Origin of the sequence: Priestia sp. AB (assembly GCF_028369225.1) — a bacterium.
Lineage (GTDB): Bacteria > Bacillota > Bacilli > Bacillales > Bacillaceae_H > Priestia > Priestia megaterium.
The window spans coordinates 24218-50551 of sequence record NZ_JAQMYN010000003.1; the positions used below are offsets into that span (position 1 = coordinate 24218).

Below are 26334 nucleotides of genomic sequence, written 5' to 3' on the forward strand. Positions count from 1 at the left end.
TGTCTTCTTATTTAATGAAATGAATGTTTTGCTTAACACTTTCACTTTCTGGCTGATTTAATTCCAATAAATAAATTTTATCCGCTCGAAAATCAGTATTCTTCATTTCTTTTTTTAAGGTACGAATAAAGGCAGCTGAACTTTTTCCGTAGGCTTCAAAGTAATGAAACGTGTGTACAACAAATAGAATGGATGCTCCACTGTAATCTTTTTTGCTCTTTTTTTGGATGTTTTCTAGCACTTTTTCTATATACTCTTCTACAGAACCTTCCGTCTGGATACGGGGTAGAGCAAAATTTCCTGAATTCACCCTCTGTGCATCTTCAAATTCCAGTTTCCCATCTTTGTAAGAAGTAATTTCAATTCGTTTTTCAGTACCATCCGGCTGAAGAATTAATCCGTCGTATCCTTGACTTCCAATAATAAGCTTCAATTTTGAATTCCTCGGACAATAGGAAGATTGGCTGAAGCAATAAAGCGGATAAAACTCTTCAAAAAACTTTTTGAAACGCCCTTTTTTAAGTCGGGCTAATTTTATATATTCTCTGTTTTGATGAATCATTTTCTGCGTATGTTCAAAATACTGCTTCATTTCTTCTTGCGTCCTGTACACATCAAGATCTTTAAATAATTCATCCATCTTTTTCACCTTCAATCCCACCAACTAAAAAAGTCTTCTTACTTAGTAAATACATATTCATAAATGTGTGTGACAATTTTCTTTTTTTAAAGATATAGCTTTTTTAAAACAAAACGTGCACACTTTTCATTTTTTTGCATATCCTGTTATTCGTGCGTTCAATCATGAGCGTACATTTCAGCCTTTAGTTGTAAAAGATGAACCGCAAAGTTACAGCTGATGGCGGATGATATGCTTCTGATTATTTCATAAACTATAACAAACAGGAAACTTAACAATAATTGAGGTGTTGAAAATGTTTGATAATGATTACGTAGTTAAAACCATTCACGATTTATATGTAAAACATACAGAAAGCAAATTAAAAGTCTTCTTAACTTATTTTTGTCATAAAAGATAACATGTATTTATAGACGGGAATATATAGTCAGTTGTTACTTGGAGTTTTTTATAGGAAGAAGAGTTTGATACAAATAAAAAGGAATAGTGGGTAATCCACTACTCCTTTTTATTATACTTGCAATTCCCGAATAAGTTCAGCAATAATTTTAATGCTTCTATCGATATCTGGTAAAGAAGCATAGGCGTAAGAAAGCCGAAGATGACTGCCGGTTTCTTGTGCATAGATACTTCCGGAATTAAGCAATATTCCTCTTTTTAAAGCACGAGAGTATAAAGATTTCATTGAAATAGAAGGGTGAATATGCACCCATATAAAAAAGCCTCCTTCAGGATTCGTCCATGTCGCTACATCTCCTGCATATGTTTCTAAAGCATTCAGCATAACTTTTCTTCTTGTTCGCAATTCGGTTCGTACCGTTTCCATATGCTGTTGATATAAGCCATTTTTAAACCATTCTGCTGCCACTCTTTGAGACAATGAGCTGGATCCATAATCTGTTTGCATTTTAATATCCGCCAAACGCTCAATGACTGGTTCTGGGCCGACTATCCATCCGATACGTAATCCCGGGCTTAATGTTTTAGAAAGACTGCTAACATATAACACGTGTCCATTTTTATCTAAAGCCTTTAATGGCAACGGAGGCTGTTTATTTAGCCATAATTCGCGGTATAAATCATCTTCAATAATAGGAAGCTGATGTTCCTCACATTCTTTCAGCAAATCGTAACGCCTTTTTGAGGACATTAATGTTCCCGTTGGGTTATGGAAACATGGATTTGTATATAAAATAGCTTGCCCTTCTTGAGGGTCGGCGCGTTTTATAGCTGTTACTTTTATTCCTTCCTCATCCATAGAAAGACCTTTGAGTTTCATTCCGGCTGATTGAAATACATGTAAGGAGTATAGATAAGAAGGTTTTTCTAGCAAAACCGAAGAGTTCTTTTGCAGCAGTCCAATTGAAATAAGCTGAAGAGCTTGAAGAGCGCCGGAAACAATTAAAATAGAATCTGGAGAAGATTCAATCCCCATTGTCTTCATATACGCACTTAACTCTTTTCGTAAAGGAAAATACCCCTTTGGTTCTTCGTATCCCAGAACCTCCATGTTTTTGGCTACTTTTTCCATAGCATATTTCATTTTATCTTTAGGGAATATGTCAGGTGAAAGCTCTCCTTTGCTTAATTGAATAAGATTTGAGTTAAATTCGGATTCATTAATATCTTGTACCATTGCTTGACTCGGACGATGCATACCTGATTTCACATGAACATTCCAATCGGGCGGAGTCGTAGCCAAAAGTGTCCATGTATTATTTATAACGGTTGTTCCATTTCCCATCTTACCTTTAATTAAACCGTCCGCTGTTAATTCCTCTAATGCCGTGATGACCGTACTTCGGTTAACATCGAACATAGCAGCAAGCTTTCGCTGACTAGGAATTTTACTTCCAATCGGCCATTCTCCACGCGCAATTTTCTCTTTCATAAAATCAATGATTTGCTTGTATTTTGGATAACTCGAACTGTTCTCTTGATTCATACACTTACTCCTGTTTTTAAAGTGGTTGGGTTAATTGCTTTTAAACTGGTTGAAGACATTTTATCAAATGTTTATTAACATGGGAACCACAATAGATACTGGTTGGATTCAAAATGAAAAATGGAGATGAATAGCATGAAATTAACGTGTAGTTTGGTGTTCTTACATATACTGATGATTAGCTTATGGGCTTCAGCATTTCCAGTTATTCAAATAGGGCTGGAATCGTTTTCTCCTCAGCACCTTGCTTTTGTTCGGTTAAGTATTGCTTCTTTAGTGCTGTTAGTTATTGCAATTGCCACACACATGCGCTTGCCTGATATAAAAGATATTCCACTTCTTTTAGCGCTCGGTTTTTTAGGCTTTACTGTCTATCACACAGCATTAAACATTGGAGAAAAAACGGTGAGTGCGGGTATTGCGAGTTTACTGGTCTCGACGACTCCTATTTTTTCCGCGTTTTTAGCTATTTTCTTTTTTCATGAAGCGTTCGGAAAAAGAAAATGGATTGGATCTGCAGTAAGCTTTGCAGGTATTGCGCTTTTAACTTTCAGCAAAGAGAATTTTGTACACTCGGTTAATGGAATCTTACTAATTCTACTAGCTGCCCTTGCAGAAAGCATCTATATGGTATGTCAAAAAAATTTATTAAAAAAGTATGGTTTCCTTTCTTTTGTGACGTACAGTATTTGGGGGGCTACAATTTCTATGCTTGTTTTTTTACCTGGGTTAGAAACAGAACTTGCACATATCTCTGTCAGATCAGCGATAAGCGTGACATATTTAGGATTATTTCCAACCGTTATTCCCTATATGGTACTCGCTTATCTGACATCGCGTATAGGTTCTGCTGAGGCTGCCATTTCTCTTTACTTAACTCCTGCGCTGTCCTTTTTCTTAGCGTGGCTGCTTTTAAAAGATATCCCGAGTGCAGCTTCCATTGTTGGAAGCATCATTACGTTATGCGGCGTGTTGCTTACACATAGTAAAAGAAAAGGAGTGGTAAAAGAGACAAAGTTCACAATGCAAAGATAATGTGTACGCTTTAAGGAATTCTCTTAGAGGCTATGTTTTTTATTTATATATTTTATTTAGAACATACTTTAACTTCTTCTTTTTGCAATTTAATTAATAAAAAAGCGCCTTTCTTTAATCTTGGTTTAAGATTTAAAGAAAGGCGCTTTTTATGTAGTTTCTAATTCTGCTTTTATTTTTCCAGCCACTGCGTGAGTCAGCTGCTGAAGATCGTAAATCTCTTCTCCCGAAAGTACTACATGTCCGTTTAAAACGTGGTTATGTTTATATGCTCGATACGTCACTTCGATACTTTTTATCGCACGCTCTACTTCATCATTCACCATAATACTTTCATAGTGATAGGATAGTGTTTCAATTCGAATCTGCGTATTTTTCATATTCATTCACCCTCCATGAGCCGTTGACTAAAAATATGACTGTTAGAGGTGAACTATACATAGAAACTTTTTTGTTACCACCTACTTTGTTATTTAGAACATATTTTAATTACTTAATTGATCTCTGCTATTCTTTTTTTACAAAATACCAAAATAAACCCCCGCTCTTCGGAGCGGAAGTTTATTGCTTATAGTACCAGCCTTTTTTATCTAAAAACTGTTTAACTTTTACCAAATCCAGCCCAGCTGCTGTGAGTTCAGCTGACGGATTACCTATTGCATGTACGTGTAATTCACTGTCGATTCCTTCATTTTTTAAGAAAGCACGAAACTCTGTTTCCATGTCTTTACTTAATCCGCCTGTTTTAATTGTAATTGGGATAGGTTCTACGTCTTTCATTTGCACAAATCCACCTGGAACAACCCATGCTGCATTGGTATACCCATATACGCTAAATACCGTGCCTTTTTTTATAGTTCTAAAATTCTCTGTTACATTCGCATATTTGTAGACTCCAATATCCTTCTTTGCTTTTACTTGAAAAGAATATTTATCTCCGAGTGAAGTAACCTTTGGTAATGATTCTTCCACAGGATTACTTACACCCTTAAGCAATTCCATCATTTTAGCTAATGTTTTCTCATCAGCTTTTCCAGTTGACGTTAATCCATACTTTTCTTGAAGAGCTTTAACAGCTATAACAGTTTCGCTGCCATATTGACCATCGGTTCCTTGCTGGGAAAGTTCAAATCCTAATCTAATTAAGTTTTGCTGCAGTTCTTTTACAGCTAGTCCGCTATCACCTTGCTGCAATTGTGCTGATGGCTTATTATTTTCCACCACCGTCACGCCTGTATTAATACTATTAAAGAAATCCAGATCCATTTCATTGATATCAACATTGCCTTTAATCCCGTTTACTTTTCCTTGATCTGTATATTGAAACATAGACCATCTATCCCAGATCGCCGTATCACCTGGGTTAGCAAATCCCTTAGAACGGTTACTTCCACTGTAACGAGCTATCCATAGCGGATATCTTGCCACAGCGCTTGTAAAATTGGATTTAATAAAACTATACCCCGTGTAAAGAATAGGCGTAATGCTTGTTTTCTTTTCAATATACTCCATCCATCTAACTGCAAAGGCTGTGACCTGTGCTTTTGTTTTCCCTTTATTTTCTTCCAAATCTAAGCAGTGAGGCAAATCAACCTTCATGCTGCCTAATTTATTTAAAAAGAAATTAACTTCTGCAATGGGATCATTATCAGCATGAGCAAAGTGATAAAAGCCTACACGTAGACCTGCATTTTTTGCACCTATATAATTATCATATGATTTTTTATCTAAGAAGGTTGTGCCTTCTGTTAATTTAATATACGTGCCTTTTACACCATCCGACGCCACTTTTGCCCAATCAATTGTTCCGTTGTGATGAGAAACATCAATGACCTTAATATTTTGATTATTACGGTTTTGCATTGCTATCACTCCTTCATACAAACTATGAATAAAAAAGGAAATGGCAACTGATACAGGCCTATTAAATAGATATTAGGCTTTATAAAAAAACTACAATAAGAAGGGATTTTGGTAGCATTCCCTTATTATAAGAAATGAATTTTTGCAATTTTATAAAGTGAGGAAAGCTATATTCGTTTATACTAATAATATGAAGATATACTGAATAAAAAGTGGAGGAATATGATGTCTTTAATAAAAGAAGCACGTAGATATGCAGAACACGCTCATAGCGGCCAAATGCGCAAGCTGTCTGATACACCTTATATTGTTCATCCTATTAACGTAGGTAATATTTTAGAAAAAGCAGGTTTTAGTGAAGAAGTAATTGCAGCAGCTTATCTGCATGATGCTGTAGAAGATACAAATGTAACACTCGAAGAAATTGTACAAAGATTTGGTTTAGAGGTAGCGGGGATTGTTGAAGCTCATACAGAAAACAAATCAAAAAGCTGGGAAGAGCGTAAACAGCATACAATTCAAATTGTGAAAACTGGTTCTCTTGAAGTGAAATCTTTAATTGTAGCAGATAAATTAGACAATTTACGGTCTTTAAAAGAAAGCTACGATCAGCAAGGAGATACGATTTGGAATAGCTTTAAAAGAGGATTCGAAAAGCAGAAATGGTACTACGAATCCATCAGCAAATACGCTGTACAAGGATTGGAACCAAGCCAAATTCCAAGTTTTTTTTATACGTATAAACAAGAAGTAAATGATTTTTTTAAAAGTTAATATTCATATGAAGAAATTAGAAAACACTGAAAATAACTATTGCGAACGCGCGGCATACGTATTAAAATATAGTAGAGTCAACACGCAATAAAGGCTCTACATAATCGGGACTGTAGTTCAGTGGGAGAATACTTGTCTGGCAGACAAGGGGTCGTGGGTTCGAATCCCATCAGTTCCATAAAACCAGTCGTATCAAGAGTTTAAAACACTTTAAAACTCTGCAGGATGGAATGGTTGCAATACTATTTCATCTGACCTCTTCATGATTTCCATGAAGAGGTTTTTTATTTTCTTTTTACGATTGATCCTCATGATTTTTATGATTATTCTTTTCACTGCTCCTGCTGACAATTTCCCTAAGTTCGCCCTCGTCGCCTTTTGCATTGATGATTTCAAAAAGCTGATTCAGCCCTTCACTTGTTTCATCATTTGGTTCTTTGCCCATTCTATCCCCTCCTTTTGCTTCTAGGATGCCCATTTTTTTCACATTGTTTCATGTGAAAAGCAATTCACAAATATTAATCGGCTGTAAAAGTATACCTTTACGACCCTTGTGCAATTACTGGTTATACGGATATACTCAATCAATTCTTTAAATTTCGCAGCATTTTATAGGGTTTCTAATACTCATCTATAATGAAATGATCATCACAAACTTCGTTAAAATCGTTCTCTTCGTGGATATCTACTTCTTTATCTGTAGATATCTCGGTTTCTGGTGTAAATAGTTTAAAAAGCTTGTTTAGCATTGTTCCACCTCATATCTTTCATTAATACATTCAGTATGATTAATTTATATGAAGCCAGTATGAATTGAAACTTAAGATAACGTAAAAAGATAGACCCGGTACTGAGCCTATCTTTTCCTATCGCTTAATGCCCTCGTCGACTGCTGGTGTATAAACGGATTGTTTTTTGACTTTATATTCCGATGCTTTTTTAATACTTCTACTATCACTTCTTAAAGTAGTAATCACCTATTCTTTTGCAGTCATAGAATGAAGAATCCTTACCTTTTTTTCACAATATTCAACAATTTCATAACAGGCTGTGAGAATATCATGTCTAGACAGTTCTATTTCATCAAATACAAATTTTGAAAGCTGCTTCTGCAGAACCTCGAGCTTTTTGCTGTCTTCTTCATCGATCCATAGCCCTTCCGTAATACACACATCTGCTAGTTTGTTAATAGATTGAGCCGTCCAGTTTAAGCCGGCTGAAGAAACAGTTTTTGTAAGTAAATCATTTTTTATAGCTAGAATAACTTGACACACATGGGTATAGGCATCAACTTTCTTTTGGATAAATGCTTTGCGAAGCTCTTGTTTGTATTGCTCTTTCGACATCACTATAGCTACGACAGACGTAATGAATGTTCCTGCCAGCGCGATGAGCGACCCTATCAAAATTCCTATCAGTTCTCCTGACAAAACGTTCACCTCTTTAAAGGTATTTCTATATGTTATGAGAATGAAGGAATTGATATGAGGTAAACACCATGTAAAAACAGCCCTAACTTTTCTAAGTTAGGGCTGTAACACTAAAATATGACGGGAACCAAATTAGATAATACGACTTGTAATAATTCCTTCAATTTGACCGATTTTTTCTTCTAGCTCAGGCACAATCTCGTCACTTACTTGATTGTCAATATCGATCATTGTATACGCATATTCACCGCGGCTTCTGTTCACCATATCTGCGATGTTTAAATTGTAGTTTGAGAATACTTGCGTAAGTTGTCCTACCATATTCGGCACGTTGTGATGGAAAGCAGCTACGCGTTTTTTCCCAGTGTAAGGAAGAGATGCATTCGGGAAGTTCACTGAGTTTTTAACGTTTCCTGTTTCTAAGAAATTTTTCACCTGACGTGCTGCCATTACCGCACAGTTTTCTTCTGATTCTTGAGTTGATGCCCCTAGATGAGGAATTGGCACAACATTTTTCATGTTCAAGACATTTTGATTTGGGAAATCTGTAATGTATCGTCCAACTTTTCCACTTTCAAGAGCAGCTTTCATATCTTCTTCGTTTACAAGCTCACCGCGTGAGAAGTTCAAAATATGAACATCCGGTTTCATGATGCTAAACGTTTCTTTATTGAAAACACCTTTTGTATCGTCCGTTAATGGAACGTGAACCGTAATATAGTCAGATGCTGCAAATAGTTCTTCTAGAGACATTGCACGCTGCACGTTGCGAGACAAATTCCAAGCTGTATTAACAGAAATGAATGGATCAAAACCAATTACGTCCATATCTAAATCAAGCGCATCGTTTGCTACAAGAGCACCAATTGCACCTAAACCAATAACGCCTAACGTTTTACCTTTGATTTCTTTTCCAACAAACTGTTTTTTACCTGCTTCAACTAATTTAGGAATTTGATCACCTTGGCCATCTAATCCTTTTGTCCATTCAACTCCAGCAAATAAGTTACGAGAAGAAGCCATAATTGTAGTTAAAACCATTTCTTTTACTGCGTTTGCATTAGCTCCTGGCGTATTAAATACAACGATACCTTGCTCCGTGCAAGCGTCCACCGGTATATTATTAACCCCTGCTCCAGCTCGTGCAATAGCTTTTAAATTTTGGTCAAACGCCATGCTGTGCATGTTAAAGCTACGCACGACAATCGCATCTGGATTTTCGCTGTCGTTGTCAATTTGATAACCTTCTTGATTAAAAACATTTAGACCTTTTTGTGCAATGTTGTTTAATGTTTTGATTGTTTGTACTTTTTCTAATGTTAATGTGCTCATTTTGTACTCTCCTCTGATTATCATCGTAGTTTTACATGTTTTTACCTTTGGATAAAGGAACTTCATTTTTAATTTTTTTAAAAGTCTGGTTTTTTAGCCTACATGTCTGATAACTTCTATATCCTCTCCCCCTAAACAGAAAGAGGTAAGAGATATGTATTAATCCCTTACCTCTGCCCAGGCGAACGGCTACGTCACTATATGCTTCCTCACGGTTATCCGCGTTTCGCCAGTCACATATAGTCTTTGAAATTAAGTATATTCTAGCAAACTCTTTCAGAACGTTCAACCTTTTTTTAAAAGTTTGCTTTTTTCAGTCTAATTTTTAATCTCTTTGGTGAATCTCCTAATATATTGACAAATACCCCAATACATGTTAAATAAGAAGAGTGATTAGCACTCTATCAACTCAAGTGCTAATTATTTTATAAGCCCTATTTGGAAAGGAGAACTTCTTATGTCAAAAAAAGAATTCAAAGCCGAATCAAAGCGATTATTAGAGATGATGATTAATTCCATTTATTCTCAAAAAGAAGTATTTTTGAGAGAACTTTTATCAAATTCAAGTGATGCAATCGATAAAATTTATTACAAAGCTTTAACAGACGACTCCTTGCATTTTAACAAAGAAAGCTACTACATAAAAGTAACACCAGATAAAACTGACCGTACCTTAACCATTACGGATACTGGAATTGGCATGACGCAAGAAGAGCTTGAAAGCAGCTTGGGCACAATTGCGAGAAGCGGTTCTCTTGCGTTTAAAAACGAAAATGAAACAAAGGACGGGCACACGATTATCGGCCAATTCGGCGTTGGGTTTTACGCAGCGTTTATGGTAGCAGATGTCGTAACGGTGATTAGTAAAGCTTTAGGCAGCGATAAAGCCTATAAATGGGAATCTACTGGTGCTGATGGTTATACAATCGAGCGGTGCGAAAAAGAAACAGTTGGAACTCAAATCATTTTAAAAATTAAAGAAAATACAGAAGATGAAACATATGATGAGTATCTAGAAGAATATCATTTAAAAGAGATCATTAAAAAGTATTCAGACTTTATCCGCTACCCGATTAAAATGGACATAACGGAAAAACGTCCTAAAAAAGGTTCTGATAACGAGCTAGAAGATTATACAGAAGAACAAGTTATCAACAGTATGGTACCGATCTGGAAGAAAAATAAAAATGAATTGACTTCAGAAGACTATGAGCAGTTTTATTCAGAAAAACGCTATGGATTTGATAAACCGCTCACTCACCTTCATATTAACGTGGATGGAACGATTCGCTACAATGCTATTTTATTTATTCCAGAAAATAGTCCGTTTGATTACTACTCAAAAGAATTTGAAAAAGGACTTGAACTCTACTCAAACGGCGTCTTAATTATGAATAAATGTGCAGATCTTCTTCCGGATTACTTTAGCTTTGTAAAAGGTATGGTAGATTCTGAAGATTTATCTCTTAATATTTCACGTGAAATTTTGCAGCAAGACCGCCAGCTTCAGCTGATTGCCAAAAACATCGGCAAGAAAATCAAAAATGAATTAAAAAGCTTGCTTAAAAACGAACGTGAAAAGTACGAGAAGTTTTATGAATCATTTGGCCGCCAGCTAAAGTACGGCGTTTACAGTGACTTTGGCAGCAACAAAGACGTGTTAAAAGACCTGCTTTTATTCTATTCTTCTACAGAGAAAAAGCTCGTAACACTAGATGAGTATGTATCGCGCATGCCTGAGGATCAAAAGTATATCTATTATGCATCAGGTGAATCGTACGACCGAATTGAAAAGCTTCCTCAAGCAGAATTGGTTGCAGATAAAGGGTACGAAATTCTGTATTTCACAGAAGATATCGATGAATTTGCGATTAAAATGTTAATGACGTATGAAGAAAAAGAATTTAAATCTGTTTCAAGCAGTGACTTAGGGATTGAATCAGAAGAAGAACAGCTCAATGAGTCTGAGAAAAAAGAGAATAAAGAGCTATTTGACTATATGAAGAAAGCTTTGGCGGGAAAAGTAGGAGATGTCCGCGCGTCTAAACGTTTAAAAACACATCCCGTGTGCTTATCAGCTGATGGTGAAGTAACGATTGAAATGGAGAAAATTTTAAGTGCTATGCCTGATAATCAGCATGTAAAAGCAGAAAAAGTGCTAGAAATTAACGTAAATCACGATGTGTTCGCTTCTTTAAAAGAAGCACTTGAAAATGATAAAGCGAAATTAGACCTTTATACAAATCTATTATATAACCAGGCTCTTTTAATTGAAGGCTTATCTATTAGTGATCCCGTTGAATTCACAAATGATATTTGTAAAATCATGATATAAAAATCAGGCGCAGAATCACTCTGCGCCTGATTATATGTATAACATAATAAAATTAGTTATATAGTAAGAAGCGATAAAAATGGGTACCGGCAGTTCTTCTATTACTCTTATTGAGTGTTTGCCTTCTTTAAAATGAAAAAGGTCTGATTTAAACTCTGTGACTTTTTCTCTTTTTTGATTAAAAATACACGCTTCCTCTATGGCTTCATGACTGCTTAACATGTAGACGTTATTTAACCATCTAATTTCTTGTTCCCCTTCGTTTTTAATTATTCCTTTACCTAATAGATACCCCACTGTTTTTCCATTTTCTTTTGTCACCCACCGGTGTTTTTCCACGTGATCAATAAGCACCGTTCTTCCTTCCCATTGAACTTGTAAATGTACCTTTAAGCCGCAGGAGAAGATAGGAAACCAAGAAATAGAATCTAAAACTGGAAGTCCATCACGAGTTAAAAAATCAATACTTTTAGTCCACATATTTTTATGCGCTCTCTTAAGCTGTCCGACGTTTTCTCCATTTTCATTTGTAACTGCTACGGTCTTCCCCGCTGATTTAAAATAGGGAAGATAAAAAATATATTCTTGCATATAGGCCTCCAAAGATCCTGCACTTCATATTAATAGCGTGTATGCACATAAACATAGTTATGTTTCTATCTTTCATATATTTCATTTGTTTCTTTTGATTTCTCCCTTTGTTTAAATTGGTTTTGATTTTCTTTTAAATGCTTTAGTAAAGCAACAATCAAGAGACTAACAATCACAAGAAGAAGCCAAGAGCTAATTTTACTTATATGAACCATTGTCCACTGCTGCTGTTGATCTGGATACTGCCATGCCCCGAAAAATGTTGCGATATTTTCAGCGATCCAAATGAAAAAGCCAATCAGTACAAAAGACAATACTAAAGGCATGCGATATGTACGTTTGTTAACCGTAAAATATACAAAAGTTCGATAAAAAATAAGTAAAGTAAAAAGTTTTAAAAACCAGCGGAAGTCGTAAATAAAATGATGTGTGAAAAAATTAAGGTAAATAGCCATACTTAGTATACTGACAACCCACGTAGAAGGCCAATTCGTAAGCTTTAATTCAAGCCTTCTCCACACTTGGCACATGTAGCTGGCTACACTAGCATACATAAATCCGCTGTACAGCGGAACTCCCCAGACTTTAGTGAAAGCTTTCTCTGGATAGCTCCATGAGCCCATATGAACTTTGTAAAGTTCTAACGCTAGCCCAATTAAATGAAATACTGCGATGACTTTTACTTCATCAAGCGTTTCTCGTTTAAACATCACCATTAAAACTTGAGTTCCTAGACAGACTAATAAAACAAGGTCATATCTGGAAATAAATGGTACTTCAATTATTTTTGTCATAGCCAATGTAAGAAAAATGATAACAGGAAAAACACAAGATTTTGCTTGTTCTAAACCAAAATAGATTAATTGCTTCATTGTAACATCCTATCTTTATAGTATTCCTTAGTATTTTCACAGAAATGATTCCCTGAAAATTATTGCAGATTTTTCAAATTTATTCAATAAGCATCTCCGCTGTTTTTGTAACGAAACTATCATACCCAGCGGAGATTCGTTTCCTCCGTTAACTTTTCAAAAAATCGGTTACTCTCTGTACATAGCGCTCTTTATCGTAAGATAAGTACAGATAACTGGTTAACTGTACAGGCTCCCCAAAGAAAAAACGTTCATACAGTGTTTCCCTTGTACCAAACGGACTCATAGTTAAATCCCACGCTAGTCGAAAAAGCTTAATACGATCTTCTGCCCCTCTCGATTTAGCTTGCAAATAACGCGTAATATCTTCTTTAACCAATGAGCGGCACGTATTTTCTGTTGGTATTGCCATTAGTCCACTTGCACCCAAAATCTGGATAATCTCTGTAAAGGTAGGATAGGTTTTTGAAAATATATTTGCGGCAATACGAAGTGTAGTTTCATTCGGACGCATGTATCCCCATGGATCAATCTCCGCTTCTTCTTCTGCTTTCATCACAAGAGCTTTCATCGTTTCTAACGCAATAATAAGCTCTGTTGCTTTTTCTCGTACATGCGGATAGTCTATAATGTTAATGGTTTCAATCAGAGATTGTACAATCCCTAATACAAACTCTGTTTTGACAATTCTCCTTGAAGTTACTTGATGCAGAGCAAAAGCTGAGAAGGAACTAGAAGCAAGGAATGTATTTGATACGTCTACATTTTCATAGAAAAACACGCGATTCCACGGTACTAATACATGGTCAAAGACAACAATTGTATCCATTTCTTCAAATCTAGAACTTAATGGATAATCAAACGCCGAATCTTTTCCTGCAAATGATTCTCTACAAATAAATTTAATTCCTTTTGTATTACTTGGAATCGAAAAAGCAAATCCTTTTTCTTTTCCTTGAATGCCCGCTGAAGACAGTACGAGCAGCTCATCCGTCATTCCACCCTGTGTAGCAAGCAGTTTCGCGCCTTGAATAACGATTCCCTCATTGTTTTTATCAATTATTTTTGCTGCTATCGGTTCGTCGTTTTGCTCGTAATAAAATTGGATTCGATTGACTTGAGGATCGATGAATGTATGAGTGAGCGATAAATCGTGCTCTCTCACATATTCATAATAAGAAATGATGTTTTCAGGAAAGCAGTTTTCTGTTCCTCTCAGGAGTTCTGCAGAGGATGCAAAAGCCATCAATACGGTATTCATATAATCCGGACTTCTTCCCATCATACCATGGGTTAATTGCGCCCATTGCTGAGTCATCTCTCGTCGTTTTTTTAACTCTTCTTTTGTTGTAGGCTGTAAATAAGATGTACCAAAAAAATCCTCAGAATCCGAAGATTGGTATGTCATGATATCTTTAATTTTTTTATCATGCTGAAAATCATAAAGTTTAGCTTGACTGTTAATGGCTCCTTTAAAAGCCGGATGTTCTGATATATTGCCTGTTACGAGCTTGCCATCAACCCATACATTTGCTTTTAATTGATTAATTCTCTCTACGTATTGCTTCCCATTAATTGCTGACATACTCCCACTCCCAGACTTTCGATAAATATTTTTACCTATTGCATTTTTATCATATTACGATGTCTTTTCCATGTTTCCTTCATACATCACAGCTTTGAGCACAAAAAAAGAAGGTCATAGTAACCTTCTTTTTTATAATTTATTTATATTGAATATCATTTCTTAGGGATTCAACTTTATTTAATGCTTGGTCAATATCCGGCTCTTCAACATTAAAGTGAGCAAGTGCATCGTGAAGATGCTTAGCAATTGCATTAAAATGTTCGGGTTGAATATTCATATTTGCATGTGCTTTGGCCATCGACTTTCCTGAATATTGATTCGGTCCACCTAAGGCAAAGCTTATAAACTTGGCTTGATGTCGACGCTGTTTATCCATATCCGTATGCTCAAAAAAGTGACTGACCGTTTCATCTTTTAACACGAGCTCAGAATAAAAATAATCAACTACTTTTTCAATAGCTTCTTGTCCGCCCACTTTTTCATACAATGTTTGTTCCAAAACAATTCCTCCTTTTGTACCTTTACCCATTATTACCCAATAGAAGTGTTCATATTCTTTAAAAGGCTTCTTTATGGAAATTCGTTGTCCCCATATTTTATTCCTCTTCCACATAAAGAATAAAATGTAAGAAGTGACCACAATGTAAAGGAATTGTAGAAGCTGTATGTAACATCTCTCGTTACTGGGCTTTAGGAATCTTTACATTTTGATAAGCGCTTATCTAGTACACGTAAGTATAAGCCGGCACGCCTTTTACTCCTACTCGGCATGAAAAAAGAGAGCCGGCAGCTTCTTCGTATTTTTCTTCTTCCTTAGCTGTGGTGATAAATAAGGTTTGTAAATCGTCTCCTCCAAATGTACAGCAGGTTACATTGGAAACAGGAAGATGAATAGATTCTATAATTTCTCCTTTATCTGGATCTACACAAATGACTTTCGAACCTCCCCAAAGTGCTACCCATAATCGATCGTGTTCATCAATTGTCATTCCATCAGGAAACCCGTCCATATCTGAAAGGTCAATCACCACTTTTTCATCTTCGAGCCTTGTTGTTTCTTTAGAAAATGAATAAGACATAATTTTATTTTTCGGTGAATCAACCAGAAAGAATTTGTCTCCTGTTCGATTCCAAGCTAGCCCGTTTGACACGCTTAATCCTTCTTTAGCGCTCTTAATGACACCTTTTGCATCTACTACGTACAGCTGGGCTTTTCCTTCTTCATTTTCTTCACTCATCGTTCCGATCCAAAAACGATTATATGGATCACATTTCCCATCATTAAAACGCATGGTTTTTTCAAGAGTATCTAAGCGGATATACTCTTCATGATTCTTTGTGTTTTTATCAACTAAAAGCAGCTGATTACGGGTGGAGACAATCAAATTTGAATGATTGGTTTTAGAAACGCTTGTAACGACTGAAGGAAGAGCAATACCTTCTAAGGTTGTCGTTTTTGGATCGTACGTAAGAAGCTTTTTATCTAAGATGTCTACTAGCACTAATTTTTGATTTTCTTCATCCCATAGGGGTCCTTCAAGCAAACGGCCATCGTACTTTTTTTCAATTTTCGCTTCCATTTTCAAGCTCCTTTTTCGTTTTTATGTACAAGCTTTTTTTATGGCTTCCTCAAAAAAATATTCTTTTAAACAAATAAAAAACTAGGAATATCTTTCCTTTTTCATAAATACCCGTTGTATGACATTCTTTAAACACCAGGTTCTAAGAGAATCTTTTCATAAAAAAAGCAGCACGCTTTGTATAGCGTGCTGCTTTTTTTATTATAAAGTTACATGTTCTTTTTCTAATTCTTTAACACGTGCTGCAAACTCTTCTTCTGTTAAACCGTGTTCTTTTACATAGCGGTTACGAGGGCTCACTCGGCATTCATGTGAACAAGCGCGTAAATATTTGTGTTCATTTTCTTCAGAAGCTAAGATTTTCTTATTGCATTCTGGATTTGCACAGTTAACATAACGTTCACAAGGCTCGCCGGTAAAGTGGTCTTTTCCGACAATCACATGCTCTTTTTGGTTAACTGGTACGCTGATGCGCTCATCAAATACATAGCACTGACCGTCCCATAGTTCACCTTGTACTTCAGGATCTTTTCCGTATGTTACAATACCTCCGTGAAGCTGGCTTACATCTTCGAAACCTTCTTCAAGAAGCCATCCAGAGAATTTTTCACAGCGAATACCGCCTGTGCAGTAAGTTAAGATTTTTTTATCTTCAAACTGATCTTTGTTGTCGCGAATCCATTCAGGAAGCTCACGGAAGTTTTGAATATCCGGACGAACAGCTCCTCGGAAATGACCTAAATCGTATTCATAATCGTTTCGTGCATCAATTACGACCGTATTCTCATCTTGCATCGCTTGATAAAATTCTTTTGGGCTTAAGTAATTACCCGTTACGCGAAGAGGATTCACATCTTCTTCTAATCGAAGAGTTACTAATTCTTTGCGGTGACGCACGTGCATTTTTTTGAACGCATGTTCATCTGCTTCGTCTATTTTAAATACAATACCTTCAAAACGAGGATCATTTTTCATCGTTTCCATGTATTTATCTGTTTGTTCAATTGTCCCTGATACCGTTCCATTGATCCCTTCAGCCGCAATTAAAATGCGTCCTTTTAATTCAAGCTCTTTACAAAATGCCAAGTGCTCAGCTGTGAACTCTTCAGGATTTTCAATTGGAGTGTACAAATAATATAGTAGTACTTGATATGGTTTTCTTTCAGTCATGTTGCTTCTTCCACCTATCTGTTTATATTTGCAAGATATAATGCATGTAGGTCGGTTATTGTGAACCGAATTGATGGTAACAATTCATTACTTAAAGGTACATTACGACAAAAACAACATCCTTTTTATGAGGATGCTTCTATCTAAAAAGTATTACAGTGAATGATTGTTTCAAAAACATACAGTATTTAAGCCTGTAATAGTATAACATATCAAAGCGTCCACTTCTAGGATTTGTTCTTCAATAAAAATTTTATTGACGCGATACGTTCTACATGAATGTGCCCGCGCATACATGATGAGATATAAATCTTTGAGATTGGGGGCAAAAATAATGCCTTTTTATACATTAAAAGACGGTGCAACTTTGTACTATGAACAACAAGGGGAAGGAACACCTATTATTTTCATTCACGGAGTTTGGATGAGCAGTCGTTTTTTCCATAACCAGCTTTCTTTTTTTTCAAAACAGTATCAAACTATTCTTTTGGATTTAAGAGGACATGGAAATTCAAGTCATACTCCATACGGCCATACAATTTCCACTTATGCTCGTGATGTGCATGAGTTTATAACCATTCATCAATTAAAAGACGTCATATTAGTAGGCTGGTCGATGGGTGCTTTTGTTGTGTGGGAATATTTGAAACAATTTGGTCAAGAAAATGTAAAAGGGAATATTATTGTAGATGAAATGGCTTCAGACTTTAAATGGCCCGACTTTCCGATCGGTGCATTTGATTTACCTGCGCTTATTTCGCTTATGCAGGGTATTCAGCTTGATCGAACAAGTACATTAGAAAGTTTTATTTCGCTTATGTTTAAGGATGAATTAACTGAAGAAGATAAACATTGGATTATGAAAGAAGTAACGAAAATGCCTGAGTCGATAGCCAGTGCTATTTTGTTTGATCAATCCATTGTGGACTATCGAGATTTTCTTCCCTTTATTGCAATCCCTACCTTACTGTGCTTTGGAAAAGAAGAAAAGCTCATTCCGGTAGCAGCTGGAAGACATATTCAAAAGCTGGTTTCAGGTTCTGTACTGGAAGTTTTTGAGAACAGCTGCCACTGCCCTTTTCTTGAAGAAAGCGATCGATTTAACAAAGTTGTGAGCAACTTTATCGAACATATCTAATTTACAAACTTAAAGAAGCAGCGCTTTAGCTACGCTGCTTCTTTAAATGAAACCTTTTATGCCTTTATGTATTGCTTTAGGGTAATAAAATCTCGCGTCCGTCATAGGCAAAGCTTACGTTTTCATCTGAAAGCATCTCGGCGTGCTTTTGGATATCAATATCATGTGATAAATGAGTAAATACCATGTTTTTGGCCTGTAGCTTCGCTTTGATCTCCATTGCCTCTGTCACGTCATATACGGATCTTTTTTCTTTTTGAAGATATTCTTTCCAGAAAGATGTACCAAATATCAGTAAATCTAAGTGGTAAAAGGGCTGCCACTGTTCTTTTGTCACATTAAAAGAATCGGATACATACGCCCAGCGTTCGCCTTGTTTTTGATGAATCACAATGCCGTAGGAATGACCGTTAAATCCGTGATTTACTTTATGAAACGTAATGGTTGTTTCTCCACTATCCCATTTTAACGTTCCTTTAAAGGTAAGCCCTTTTCTTTTTGCGAGATAAGGAAATCTTTCGGTTAACTCGCTGATGACTTCAGGCGCTCCTACGACTTCTGTATTTACATTATTCCAATAGCATAAGTCGGCTAAATCTCCTAAACCAGCCACATGGTCATTGTGAGGATGAGTAATAAAAACGGTAGAAGGGATTTTTTTGTTATTGTATAAATGAAATTGATGTTTAAAATCAGGTGATACGTCAATCAAAAACACGTTACCGTCCATTGTAAACTGTGCACTAGGCCTTGTGCGCTGATTTAATTGATCTTTTTGTGTACATACTTTACAGTCACATAATAATCGAGGCACTCCTTGAGCATCGCTCGTTCCATAAAATAAAAGCTTGTTCATTGCTCTGTTTCCCCCTTTTTTTCTTCTAAAGGTCTATCTTTTTATTTCAAGAAATGTCCTATGTTGTTCTGCATCGTTCTTTTATTTGTCCTTCTAGAATAAAACCAGCTTTCATGTAAAACAGCCAGTCTTTTTAACGACTGGCTTTGCTATATTCCCTATAAAAAAACGTTTTTATGCTTTTTCTATTGATTTCTTTCTTCATCTCTTTCAACAATATGCTGAAGAATAGATAATTTGTTCGTCCAAAATTGCTCGTAGTAAGAAAGCCAATCTTGTACTTCTTTTAAAGGCTCTGGTTGAAGATAATACACTTTTTCTCTGCCTTTTTTCTGTCCATGGACTAAGTCTGCTTCTGAAAGTATATGAAGATGCTTGACAATAGCGGTACGGCTTATTGAAAAATGAGACGTTATTTCTGATATAGGCAATTCTTTTTCAGAAAGCAGCTCAAGTACTTTTCTTCGAGTAGGATCAGCAATGGCTTGAAAGATATCATGCTTGGCAGCTGATGAAGTCATTTAGTTTTCAACAACCTTTCGAAGTTTTTCATTTACGAGACTAATCCACCCGTAGCTCATTCTATCTCGTACCACTGAACTCTTTTCGTTTGCTTTTTCAAGAAGTGTTTCAGCTTCTTTCCACCCGCTATGAATAAGCGTAAATTCAGTTTGATTACCCATTTCTTTTAAGGTAAACGAAACGACCCATCCATCCGTATCCCAAGAGAAAGAAAGATAGTTTGGTGCATCTATTTCTAATACTTTACACGGAGATGGGCCAAAAGGCGATTGCAAATGAAATTCATATCCTACCTGAGGCTGAAAATCATTAGGCATGAACCATTGTTGGAGCCCTTCTGCGCTTGCTACTTTATCCCAAACTTTTTGAATCGGCGCATTAAATATTATCGTCTGTTTTACATCTTCTACTACACTTTTATCATTCATCGTTATCTTCATTCTCCTTTTTAAAAAATAACACCAAAAAGTTTTATATAAAAACAATATAACACCTTTTAGTTTCATGTCAATTCATTTCCGTTCTTTGATAAAGAGATTTGTTATGATGCTGAATGAGTGCATTTTGTTATATTTCAAATATATCTTTTAAACGATGCTTCGTCCACTTTGTGCCAATGCATAATGAATGCCGTGTTGCAATGTTTGAAAACAATCATATTTTGATAAATCAATATGGGTCTCTGATATAACTAAGCCTAAGTCGGCAGAAATCCCTACTAAAATTGTTTTCGTACCAATCAGGGACGCTGCTGCACCTAATTTTTCAATAAGACTTGCCGTATATTCAGTAAGTTCTTTATCCAATCCGGTTAAATCCAGCACAAGATAATTAGCCTGGTGTTTTGGGAGGTTATTTAATGTATTGACAATCAAATCTTCCGTTCGATCCTCGTCGTATTTGCCAATCAAAGGAACGACGACTATACCTTCCAAAACCGGAATAATAGGAGAAGAAAGCTTTTTAATAAGATCTTTTAACTCTGCTGTTTTTTCTGCTACAATGTTTTGCAAATGTTCTATTTTCTGCGCTTCTTTTCTTCTCGCTAATTGATGAATATTTTGAGTGATATCAATGTTAGAAGGGAAGTATTCTACTGTGGTGCATTCATGTCCTTCTATTTGATGTTGAATCACCTTGTACCAAATATTTGTTCCGAATAGTCCTGTAAAAATCCCTGCATAATGGGCCGGAAGAAAATTTCCTCCCTTTGTTTTCTTTTGCGCAACGTTAATTTTATGTTCCCAACTGTCTTTTAATTCAGCAGATAGAGTTTTACTTTCAGGATTTAAATATTTGATAGTAGTTTTTCCCCATCCAGCCGAAGCGTATGTATTGGTAATTAACTCAGCCGCTTCAAAAACCGTTACGCCTTTCATATTTTGAAAGTACTCTCCTACTACTAATCCCTGTCGGAAACCAGTGGTTTCCATTACTACAGAAGCTGCCTCTTCTCCAGATATTTCTTCGATTGTGTCAAACAATGTTTTCATCGCAGAAGTAATCCAAAAAAGGATCGCATCTTCTCCCTCAAAGCTAAATTGGCCTTTTTCTAAATCCCAAGCAAAACTAAGACCACCTATATCAATATTCTTTTTTTCACCCATGGCGGAATCTCCTTTTTATAAAGTTCTTACCTTCTATTTTATCTTATGTTGAAGAAGCTGGTAATAAAAATTGTGGCATATTTTCTATTGCTTGTCTAACCATTACCCATGTTTTCAATTAATAGAAAAGAAAGGTGAATGCTATAGAACTTTGAATTCGCCAACTTTTCTTTCTTTTGTATCAAACATACATGATAAAAAGGAAGAAAAGCAAATTGTAATATAACATCACATTACGTTATAATATAATTATATTCAAAAGCAAGTATTTAGGAAAGAGGAGGAAAAAGATGAAGCTAAATACTCATAGCTCTACGCCTTTATATATGCAGTTAAAACAGGCTATTACAGAAGATATTAATAAAGGAGTTTATACTCCGGGTGAAAAACTTCCAATTGAAACGGATTTGTGCGATATATACGGAGTAAGTCGGATTACGGTAAGAAAAGCCGTATTAGATTTAGTAGAAGAAGGCCTTCTGATACGTCAGCAAGGAAAAGGAACCTTTGTTCAATATCCAAAAGCTAAGAGAGAGCTGTTTGCCGTTAATGGGCATACAGAGTATATGTCGGAATTAGGGAAAGTACCGCAGACTAAAATTTTGTCTTTTGGTATAAAACCTGTAAAAGCTCATGTGGCAAAGATGTTATCAATCCCTCCAGAAAGTGAAGTCCTTGAACTGCAGCGCATCCTGTATTATGACGACCAGCCTCTTACCTTAGAAATTTCTCACTACTCCTTAGAATTGTTACCACACTTAGATCAGCACGTCCATAATTCAGTTTCAATGTACGATACTATAAAAAATAAGTACAATATTGCTCCGGTTCATAATAAAAAATTATTGAACATGGTATTTGCAAACGTGGATGAAGCAAAACATTTAGAATGTGAAGTCGGAGAGCCGCTGTTTAAAGTGGAAAAAGTGGCGTATGATGCACAAAAAAGACCGATTCATTCATCTTTTCTACACTACCCTGCGAATCGCGTTACGTTCACTATAGACAGTTCTAATTCTTAATAAAATAGCGCCTTGCTTTAAAAGCAAAGGCGCTATTTTATTCATTTTAAAACTATCGCACAGTCTGTATGATATTCTTTTCCATATCCAAATGCTCCGTAATTCTGACAAGTTTGTGATGCCACCAATGATCCATTATGGAGGGCTTTGGCTATGTTTTTTTCTGGTAGATAAGAAGAAAGAAAACCAGCTATAAAAGAATCTCCAGCCCCAAGCGTATCCACTACATTTGTAGGAATTATAGGCTGTTTAAATAACTGATTTTCGACTGATAATAAAGCTCCCTCTTCTCCTCTTGTCACGCATACGACACTGGTTCCTAACAGGTGTACTCGCTTTATTAAATTCATACACTCTTCTTCTGGCAGGCTGCTTCCTGAGAAAAATGCATAGCTGATATATGGACATACTTGCTGTAAATATTCCTCATCGTATCTTGTAGAAAAATCAAAGGAAATATCAATGATTTTATGTAGCAACGGAAGGTCAGATTCTAAATGACTAAAAACGCTCGTATGAAGAAGATCGTGCTGGCGAATATAGGTTAAATCCGATTCATTCAGCATTAGTTTTAATCTAGATTGAACGCCCCCTTTATTTGATCCTACAAAAACTCGATCACCTTGTTCATCAAGTGTTACAATCGCCATTCCATTCTCTCCTACAGCTCTTCTTACTTTGCTAATATCCATCTTTTCTTGCTGCAGAGTATTTACTACATGCTCTGCCGATTCGTCATTCCCCACGATTCCCATATAGGAAGACTGATGATTGCTCAATCTATTATAAAATACGGCCACATTTAGCGCGTTGCCGCCTGGATAGATCTTTCCTTGATCTTTATAGTAATCTACTACATTATCCCCTACTCCAATTAGTTTCATCTGCTTGTCCTCCTATTATTTAACACTTCCGTTAGCGATGCCACGGATAAAATATTTTTGCATAAATAAAAACAACATAACAATCGGTGCTGCTGAAATGGTCAGTCCAGCTAGTAATACCCCCCAATCTGTTTGCAAAGCGTCTCTAAATTGCATTAATCCTGCTGGGATTGTACGTAAACTGTCATCGTCGATAAAGATAATGGCAAACATAAATTCATTCCATGTGTAGTAAGCTGTCAAAATTGTCGTTGTTAATAAAATGGGCGTGCTCATTGGAATAAAAATTCGAAATAAAATCCCTAGGCTTGTACATCCATCTAACCGAGCTGCTTCCTCCAGTTCTTTTGGAATCGAAAGAAAATAAGCTCGAATTAACAAGATGGTTAAAGGAATTCGATAAGCAACATAAGGGAGAATCAGTGCCAAGTGTGTATTATAGATTCCAAGTTTTTGAATAATGCTATACAAAGGGATTAAACTTACCTGAGGAGAAAGCATAAGTCCTCCGAGACATATAATGAGGACAAAAGCTTTTCCTTGAAACTCAAAGCGTGATAGTCCATAAGCTCCTAACGCACTGACCAGGACCGTCAAAAAACAAGACGCGCCCGTGACAATCACACTGTTTAAAAAGTAAGAAGATATTCCACTTTTCCACGCTGTCACATAATTTTCAATTAGCCAAGTATGCGGCATAGACCAGCTGTGAGTAAAGATTTCCTCCGTGCTTTTAAAAGAACTTATAATCATCCAAAGCAAAGGATACGCAATGACGATAAAATAGACAATCAATCCGACATATACTATCGTTACACCTGTGTACCTCTTCTTTTTTCTTTCTTTAGTGGCTGTATTGACAACATTAGGTAAGGTGACATTTGTTTTAGGCATCTGCATCAAGCGTCTTCCTTTCCTGTTTTAAATGCTTTCATTTGAATAAGAGAAATCAACAGCGTAATAATTAAAATGACAGTAGCAATTGAGGAAGCATAGCCCATCATATCTTTCGAAAAGGCTGTTTTGTATAAATACGTACTTAGCACTTCAGATGATGTACCCGGTCCGCCTCCAGTTAAGATATAAGGTTCATTAAATACTGTAAAAGCACCAGTGAGCGTTAAAATAACAGCCACAAATGTCATTTCTTTTGTTTGCGGTACAGTAATATGAAAGAACATTTTAAATTTATTAGCGCCGTCTATTTCAGCTGCTTCATACAATTCAGGTGAGATTTTTTGTATCGCTACAATATACAGCATGGCAATATAGCCGATAGACTGCCACTGAGATACAGCAATAACTGCATAAATAGCCGTATTACTATCTCCTAGCCAAGGTTTTGCCAATGAGTCTAATCCGATCATTTTGAGCATTTGATTTAAAAGCCCTACTTCAGGATTGTAAAAAAAAGTAAACAATAAGGCAATAACGGTCATCGAAACGACTACTGGTAAAAAATAAACCGTTCGAAAAAAAGGAGAAAACCTTCGAATAAGTTTATCTTCTAAAACAGCAGCCACAATTAGACCGCCACCCACTTGAAAAATAATTGAAATGACCGCATAAAGAATATTATTTTTGAGTGCCTGATAAAAGACAGGGTCTTTAAATAAGTGCACATAATTATCTATTCCTACAAAAACTTTGTCTGGTGAAAATGTGCTCCACTCATAAAGACTATCCCAAATATTCTGAAAAATAGGGATGTACACAAGTAGTAAAAAAGCAAAAGCAGGAAGAAGATATAAATAAGGGGTTAGCTTATTGCGTTTTAACATCGCTTTTTCACTTCCTTACTTTTTAGATTCAGCACGAACACTCGCTGCAGCTTTTTGCACATCTTTCATTACTTCTTTAGGTGTTTTATCACCATTTAGCATAAGCTGAGCCCCTGTTAAATAAGCATCTGCAATTCGAGCATCGATTGCCATATCAAACCATGGAGCCATCTCTTTGGCTTGTAAAATATTATCTACTGCTTCTAATTGCTCCGGTGTTGAATTACTGCTGTTAGCTGTATCATTTACTGCACTGTATTTCCCTACTTCTTTTACTAGCTTTTCACCCATTTGTTTTGATGTTAAAAATTCAAGAAATTCCATCGCTTCTTTTGGATGCTTTGTTTTAGAAGAAATCATAAACCCTTCAGGTGATCCAGTTAAATTAGTAGCATTTCCTTTTCCATCCTCTAATTTAGGAAAATTAAACATGCCAATCTTAAATTTCGTTGGACCGAAAAGCTTAATTTCAGCGGTTTCAGCATAAAACATAGCTGCTTTTCCATTTGAAAATTGTTGTCTTGCATATTCATGATCAATCGAATTTGTATTTTTATTAAAGTAAGGAACTAATTCTTTTAATTTTTCTAGAGCTTTTACATAGCCTTTATCCGTGAATGTCCCAGTTTTTGAATTATAGTCTTTTGAAAGAACGTCAGGCTTTACCATGCGCTGATTTAAGGTTCCTACGTAGTGAGAAATGGTCCACGTATCCTGGCTTCCAAATTCTAAAGCTGTATAATGCTTCTTTTTTAACACGCTTAAAACATTTAGTAGCTCGTTCCAGTTTGTAGGCGCTTTTAATCCTAATTTATCGAAGATATCTTTGTTGTAAAAAAACATTTTCCCGTCCATTGTGACAGGAACACCGTAAATTTTCTTATTAACGGTATAGGGTTTAATTTGAGACTGAACAAGCTTGGAAGACCACGCTGAATCCTTCTTATAATAAGAGGTTAAATCTAAGGCTTTGTTTCCTCTGACAAATTGTCTAGCAAACTCATCGCTCCAAGAAAAGTACACATCAGGAGGGGTATTAGTGCCTGTCATAACTTTAATTTTGTCTTTATACGAATCGTTTAACACCGCTTCTGTTTTAATATCAATATCAGGGTGCTGTTTTTCAAATTCTTTTACAACTTCTTCAAAGTAGCTTTTTTCAGGTTCTTTTGGCCATCTGTGAAAGAATGTTAACGTTGTCTTTCCTGTGTCTGTGTCTGAAGACGTTTGTTTTCCCGCACACCCCCCGAGCATTAAAGAACAACTTAAAAGTGAGGCTAAGATTAAATTTGTCTTTTTCATATAGAAACCCCCTTATTGTAAGTGCTTTCATATATAAGTTATACTATAATGTTTTATAACATTATAG

27 protein-coding genes, 1 tRNA gene and 1 riboswitch are annotated in these 26334 nt (G+C 36.0%); of the genes, 6 read left to right on the forward strand and 22 right to left on the reverse strand.

Annotated elements, in window-relative coordinates:
* Positions 1-7 precede the first annotated feature (7 nt).
* A complete protein-coding gene (locus POF52_RS09780; protein WP_074897392.1) occupies positions 8-640 on the reverse strand; it encodes a hypothetical protein in 633 nt (210 codons plus the stop codon).
* A 511-nt stretch (positions 641-1151) separates the two neighbouring features.
* The gene (pdxR, locus tag POF52_RS09785) at positions 1152-2585 is read right to left on the reverse strand and encodes a MocR-like pyridoxine biosynthesis transcription factor PdxR (protein ID WP_271992254.1); all 1434 of its coding nucleotides are present in this window, start codon (positions 2583-2585) and stop codon (positions 1152-1154) included.
* Positions 2586-2720: 135 nt separating this feature from the next.
* Between pdxR and POF52_RS09790 the strand changes: the two genes are divergently transcribed.
* Positions 2721-3620, forward strand: a complete 900-nt coding sequence (locus tag POF52_RS09790) for a DMT family transporter (protein WP_271992256.1) — start codon at positions 2721-2723, stop codon at positions 3618-3620.
* A gap of 149 nt (positions 3621-3769) precedes the next feature.
* Here POF52_RS09790 and POF52_RS09795 read toward each other — a convergent pair whose 3' ends face one another.
* Entirely contained in the window at positions 3770-4000 is a 231-nt protein-coding gene (locus POF52_RS09795; protein WP_016764194.1) for a hypothetical protein, read from the reverse strand.
* Positions 4001-4181: 181 nt separating this feature from the next.
* Positions 4182-5483, reverse strand: a complete 1302-nt coding sequence (locus tag POF52_RS09800) for a GH25 family lysozyme (RefSeq protein ID WP_271992258.1) — start codon at positions 5481-5483, stop codon at positions 4182-4184.
* A 225-nt stretch (positions 5484-5708) separates the two neighbouring features.
* On the opposite strand from POF52_RS09800, the gene POF52_RS09805 reads away from it, so the two are divergent.
* Together POF52_RS09805 and POF52_RS09810 are read left to right on the forward strand one after the other, a co-directional pair.
* Positions 5709-6257, forward strand: coding sequence for an HD domain-containing protein (locus POF52_RS09805; protein ID WP_074897398.1), 549 nt, complete (start codon positions 5709-5711; stop codon positions 6255-6257).
* Positions 6258-6363: 106 nt separating this feature from the next.
* A tRNA-Ala gene (locus tag POF52_RS09810) sits at positions 6364-6435 on the forward strand.
* 117 nt (positions 6436-6552) lie between these two features.
* On the opposite strand, the gene POF52_RS09815 is transcribed toward POF52_RS09810, so the two are convergent.
* The 4 genes from POF52_RS09815 to POF52_RS09830 all read right to left on the reverse strand — a co-directional run bounded on the left by POF52_RS09815 (position 6553) and on the right by POF52_RS09830 (position 9019).
* On the reverse strand, positions 6553-6702 hold the full coding sequence (locus tag POF52_RS09815) for a hypothetical protein (RefSeq protein ID WP_013057122.1): 150 nt from the start codon (positions 6700-6702) through the stop codon (positions 6553-6555).
* A gap of 175 nt (positions 6703-6877) precedes the next feature.
* On the reverse strand, positions 6878-7006 hold the full coding sequence (locus tag POF52_RS09820) for a hypothetical protein (protein ID WP_271992262.1): 129 nt from the start codon (positions 7004-7006) through the stop codon (positions 6878-6880).
* Between the two features lie 228 nt (positions 7007-7234).
* On the reverse strand, positions 7235-7687 hold the full coding sequence (locus POF52_RS09825; RefSeq protein ID WP_176584574.1) for a hypothetical protein: 453 nt from the start codon (positions 7685-7687) through the stop codon (positions 7235-7237).
* A gap of 132 nt (positions 7688-7819) precedes the next feature.
* Positions 7820-9019, reverse strand: a complete 1200-nt coding sequence (locus POF52_RS09830; protein ID WP_013057119.1) for a phosphoglycerate dehydrogenase — start codon at positions 9017-9019, stop codon at positions 7820-7822.
* A gap of 168 nt (positions 9020-9187) precedes the next feature.
* Positions 9188-9266, reverse strand: a riboswitch (ZMP/ZTP riboswitch).
* Between the two features lie 210 nt (positions 9267-9476).
* Here POF52_RS09830 and htpG point away from each other — a divergent pair.
* Positions 9477-11354 carry a molecular chaperone HtpG gene (gene htpG / locus POF52_RS09835; RefSeq protein ID WP_271992266.1) on the forward strand — a complete coding sequence of 626 codons (1878 nt, stop codon included), beginning with the start codon at positions 9477-9479 and terminating at the stop codon, positions 11352-11354.
* A gap of 30 nt (positions 11355-11384) precedes the next feature.
* Here the strand turns inward: htpG and POF52_RS09840 are convergent, their stop codons facing one another.
* The 6 genes from POF52_RS09840 to trhO all read right to left on the reverse strand — a co-directional run bounded on the left by POF52_RS09840 (position 11385) and on the right by trhO (position 17155).
* Complete coding sequence (locus POF52_RS09840) at positions 11385-11945, reverse strand: tubby C-terminal domain-like protein (protein WP_271992268.1); 561 nt, start codon at positions 11943-11945, stop codon at positions 11385-11387.
* Between the two features lie 65 nt (positions 11946-12010).
* Positions 12011-12817 carry a DUF817 domain-containing protein gene (locus tag POF52_RS09845; RefSeq protein WP_271992269.1) on the reverse strand — a complete coding sequence of 269 codons (807 nt, stop codon included), beginning with the start codon at positions 12815-12817 and terminating at the stop codon, positions 12011-12013.
* 148 nt (positions 12818-12965) lie between these two features.
* Positions 12966-14402 (reverse strand): 4-hydroxyphenylacetate 3-monooxygenase, oxygenase component, encoded by a 1437-nt coding sequence (hpaB, locus tag POF52_RS09850; protein WP_271992271.1) that lies wholly within the window; start codon positions 14400-14402, stop codon positions 12966-12968.
* A 139-nt stretch (positions 14403-14541) separates the two neighbouring features.
* Positions 14542-14904 (reverse strand): group I truncated hemoglobin, encoded by a 363-nt coding sequence (locus tag POF52_RS09855; RefSeq protein WP_013083221.1) that lies wholly within the window; start codon positions 14902-14904, stop codon positions 14542-14544.
* A 223-nt stretch (positions 14905-15127) separates the two neighbouring features.
* Positions 15128-15985, reverse strand: coding sequence for an SMP-30/gluconolactonase/LRE family protein (locus POF52_RS09860; RefSeq protein ID WP_176584578.1), 858 nt, complete (start codon positions 15983-15985; stop codon positions 15128-15130).
* Positions 15986-16186: 201 nt separating this feature from the next.
* Positions 16187-17155: an oxygen-dependent tRNA uridine(34) hydroxylase TrhO gene (gene trhO, locus POF52_RS09865; RefSeq protein WP_271992274.1), complete on the reverse strand. Its 969-nt coding sequence runs from the start codon at positions 17153-17155 to the stop codon at positions 16187-16189.
* 334 nt (positions 17156-17489) lie between these two features.
* Here trhO and POF52_RS09870 point away from each other — a divergent pair, with 334 nt between their 5' ends.
* Complete coding sequence (locus tag POF52_RS09870) at positions 17490-18293, forward strand: alpha/beta fold hydrolase (protein WP_271992276.1); 804 nt, start codon at positions 17490-17492, stop codon at positions 18291-18293.
* A gap of 76 nt (positions 18294-18369) precedes the next feature.
* Here the strand turns inward: POF52_RS09870 and POF52_RS09875 are convergent, their stop codons facing one another.
* From POF52_RS09875 to POF52_RS09890, 4 genes are all read right to left on the reverse strand, one after another.
* On the reverse strand, positions 18370-19149 hold the full coding sequence (locus POF52_RS09875) for an MBL fold metallo-hydrolase (RefSeq protein ID WP_176584581.1): 780 nt from the start codon (positions 19147-19149) through the stop codon (positions 18370-18372).
* 185 nt (positions 19150-19334) lie between these two features.
* On the reverse strand, positions 19335-19670 hold the full coding sequence (locus POF52_RS09880) for an ArsR/SmtB family transcription factor (protein WP_074897408.1): 336 nt from the start codon (positions 19668-19670) through the stop codon (positions 19335-19337).
* Positions 19671-20099, reverse strand: a complete 429-nt coding sequence (locus tag POF52_RS09885; protein WP_016764162.1) for an SRPBCC family protein — start codon at positions 20097-20099, stop codon at positions 19671-19673. It abuts the gene before it with no gap.
* Between the two features lie 159 nt (positions 20100-20258).
* On the reverse strand, positions 20259-21278 hold the full coding sequence (locus POF52_RS09890) for an STAS domain-containing protein (protein WP_271992280.1): 1020 nt from the start codon (positions 21276-21278) through the stop codon (positions 20259-20261).
* A gap of 290 nt (positions 21279-21568) precedes the next feature.
* Between POF52_RS09890 and POF52_RS09895 the strand changes: the two genes are divergently transcribed.
* A complete protein-coding gene (locus POF52_RS09895) occupies positions 21569-22300 on the forward strand; it encodes a GntR family transcriptional regulator (protein WP_013057106.1) in 732 nt (243 codons plus the stop codon).
* A gap of 41 nt (positions 22301-22341) precedes the next feature.
* On the opposite strand, the gene POF52_RS09900 is transcribed toward POF52_RS09895, so the two are convergent.
* Genes POF52_RS09900 through POF52_RS09915 form a run of 4 tightly spaced genes read right to left on the reverse strand, consistent with a single transcriptional unit; the run spans position 22342 to position 26267 of the window.
* The gene (locus POF52_RS09900) at positions 22342-23184 is read right to left on the reverse strand and encodes a fructoselysine 6-kinase (protein WP_271992283.1); all 843 of its coding nucleotides are present in this window, start codon (positions 23182-23184) and stop codon (positions 22342-22344) included.
* Positions 23185-23199: 15 nt separating this feature from the next.
* Positions 23200-24084: a carbohydrate ABC transporter permease gene (locus POF52_RS09905; RefSeq protein ID WP_016764158.1), complete on the reverse strand. Its 885-nt coding sequence runs from the start codon at positions 24082-24084 to the stop codon at positions 23200-23202.
* Positions 24084-24965 carry a carbohydrate ABC transporter permease gene (locus POF52_RS09910; protein ID WP_016764157.1) on the reverse strand — a complete coding sequence of 294 codons (882 nt, stop codon included), beginning with the start codon at positions 24963-24965 and terminating at the stop codon, positions 24084-24086. Before POF52_RS09910 ends, POF52_RS09905 begins: the two co-directional genes overlap by 1 nt.
* A 15-nt stretch (positions 24966-24980) precedes the next feature.
* On the reverse strand, positions 24981-26267 hold the full coding sequence (locus tag POF52_RS09915; RefSeq protein WP_271992284.1) for an ABC transporter substrate-binding protein: 1287 nt from the start codon (positions 26265-26267) through the stop codon (positions 24981-24983).
* Positions 26268-26334 lie beyond the last annotated feature (67 nt).

Excerpts from the sequence above, each read along its gene's own strand:
- POF52_RS09780 (WP_074897392.1), bottom strand. The coding sequence starts at position 640 with ATGGATGAATTATTTAAAGATCTTGATGTGTACAGGACGCAAGAAGAA.
- pdxR (WP_271992254.1), bottom strand. The coding sequence starts at position 2,585 with ATGAATCAAGAGAACAGTTCGAGTTATCCAAAATACAAGCAAATCATT.
- POF52_RS09790 (WP_271992256.1), top strand. The coding sequence starts at position 2,721 with ATGAAATTAACGTGTAGTTTGGTGTTCTTACATATACTGATGATTAGC.
- POF52_RS09795 (WP_016764194.1), bottom strand. The coding sequence starts at position 4,000 with ATGAAAAATACGCAGATTCGAATTGAAACACTATCCTATCACTATGAA.
- POF52_RS09800 (WP_271992258.1), bottom strand. The coding sequence starts at position 5,483 with ATGCAAAACCGTAATAATCAAAATATTAAGGTCATTGATGTTTCTCAT.
- POF52_RS09805 (WP_074897398.1), top strand. The coding sequence starts at position 5,709 with ATGTCTTTAATAAAAGAAGCACGTAGATATGCAGAACACGCTCATAGC.
- POF52_RS09815 (WP_013057122.1), bottom strand. The coding sequence starts at position 6,702 with ATGGGCAAAGAACCAAATGATGAAACAAGTGAAGGGCTGAATCAGCTT.
- POF52_RS09820 (WP_271992262.1), bottom strand. The coding sequence starts at position 7,006 with ATGCTAAACAAGCTTTTTAAACTATTTACACCAGAAACCGAGATATCT.
- POF52_RS09830 (WP_013057119.1), bottom strand. The coding sequence starts at position 9,019 with ATGAGCACATTAACATTAGAAAAAGTACAAACAATCAAAACATTAAAC.
- htpG (WP_271992266.1), top strand. The coding sequence starts at position 9,477 with ATGTCAAAAAAAGAATTCAAAGCCGAATCAAAGCGATTATTAGAGATG.
- POF52_RS09840 (WP_271992268.1), bottom strand. The coding sequence starts at position 11,945 with ATGCAAGAATATATTTTTTATCTTCCCTATTTTAAATCAGCGGGGAAG.
- POF52_RS09845 (WP_271992269.1), bottom strand. The coding sequence starts at position 12,817 with ATGAAGCAATTAATCTATTTTGGTTTAGAACAAGCAAAATCTTGTGTT.
- hpaB (WP_271992271.1), bottom strand. The coding sequence starts at position 14,402 with ATGTCAGCAATTAATGGGAAGCAATACGTAGAGAGAATTAATCAATTA.
- POF52_RS09860 (WP_176584578.1), bottom strand. The coding sequence starts at position 15,985 with ATGGAAGCGAAAATTGAAAAAAAGTACGATGGCCGTTTGCTTGAAGGA.
- trhO (WP_271992274.1), bottom strand. The coding sequence starts at position 17,155 with ATGACTGAAAGAAAACCATATCAAGTACTACTATATTATTTGTACACT.
- POF52_RS09870 (WP_271992276.1), top strand. The coding sequence starts at position 17,490 with ATGCCTTTTTATACATTAAAAGACGGTGCAACTTTGTACTATGAACAA.
- POF52_RS09875 (WP_176584581.1), bottom strand. The coding sequence starts at position 19,149 with ATGAACAAGCTTTTATTTTATGGAACGAGCGATGCTCAAGGAGTGCCT.
- POF52_RS09880 (WP_074897408.1), bottom strand. The coding sequence starts at position 19,670 with ATGACTTCATCAGCTGCCAAGCATGATATCTTTCAAGCCATTGCTGAT.
- POF52_RS09885 (WP_016764162.1), bottom strand. The coding sequence starts at position 20,099 with ATGAATGATAAAAGTGTAGTAGAAGATGTAAAACAGACGATAATATTT.
- POF52_RS09890 (WP_271992280.1), bottom strand. The coding sequence starts at position 21,278 with ATGGGTGAAAAAAAGAATATTGATATAGGTGGTCTTAGTTTTGCTTGG.
- POF52_RS09895 (WP_013057106.1), top strand. The coding sequence starts at position 21,569 with ATGAAGCTAAATACTCATAGCTCTACGCCTTTATATATGCAGTTAAAA.
- POF52_RS09900 (WP_271992283.1), bottom strand. The coding sequence starts at position 23,184 with ATGAAACTAATTGGAGTAGGGGATAATGTAGTAGATTACTATAAAGAT.
- POF52_RS09905 (WP_016764158.1), bottom strand. The coding sequence starts at position 24,084 with ATGCAGATGCCTAAAACAAATGTCACCTTACCTAATGTTGTCAATACA.
- POF52_RS09910 (WP_016764157.1), bottom strand. The coding sequence starts at position 24,965 with ATGTTAAAACGCAATAAGCTAACCCCTTATTTATATCTTCTTCCTGCT.
- POF52_RS09915 (WP_271992284.1), bottom strand. The coding sequence starts at position 26,267 with ATGAAAAAGACAAATTTAATCTTAGCCTCACTTTTAAGTTGTTCTTTA.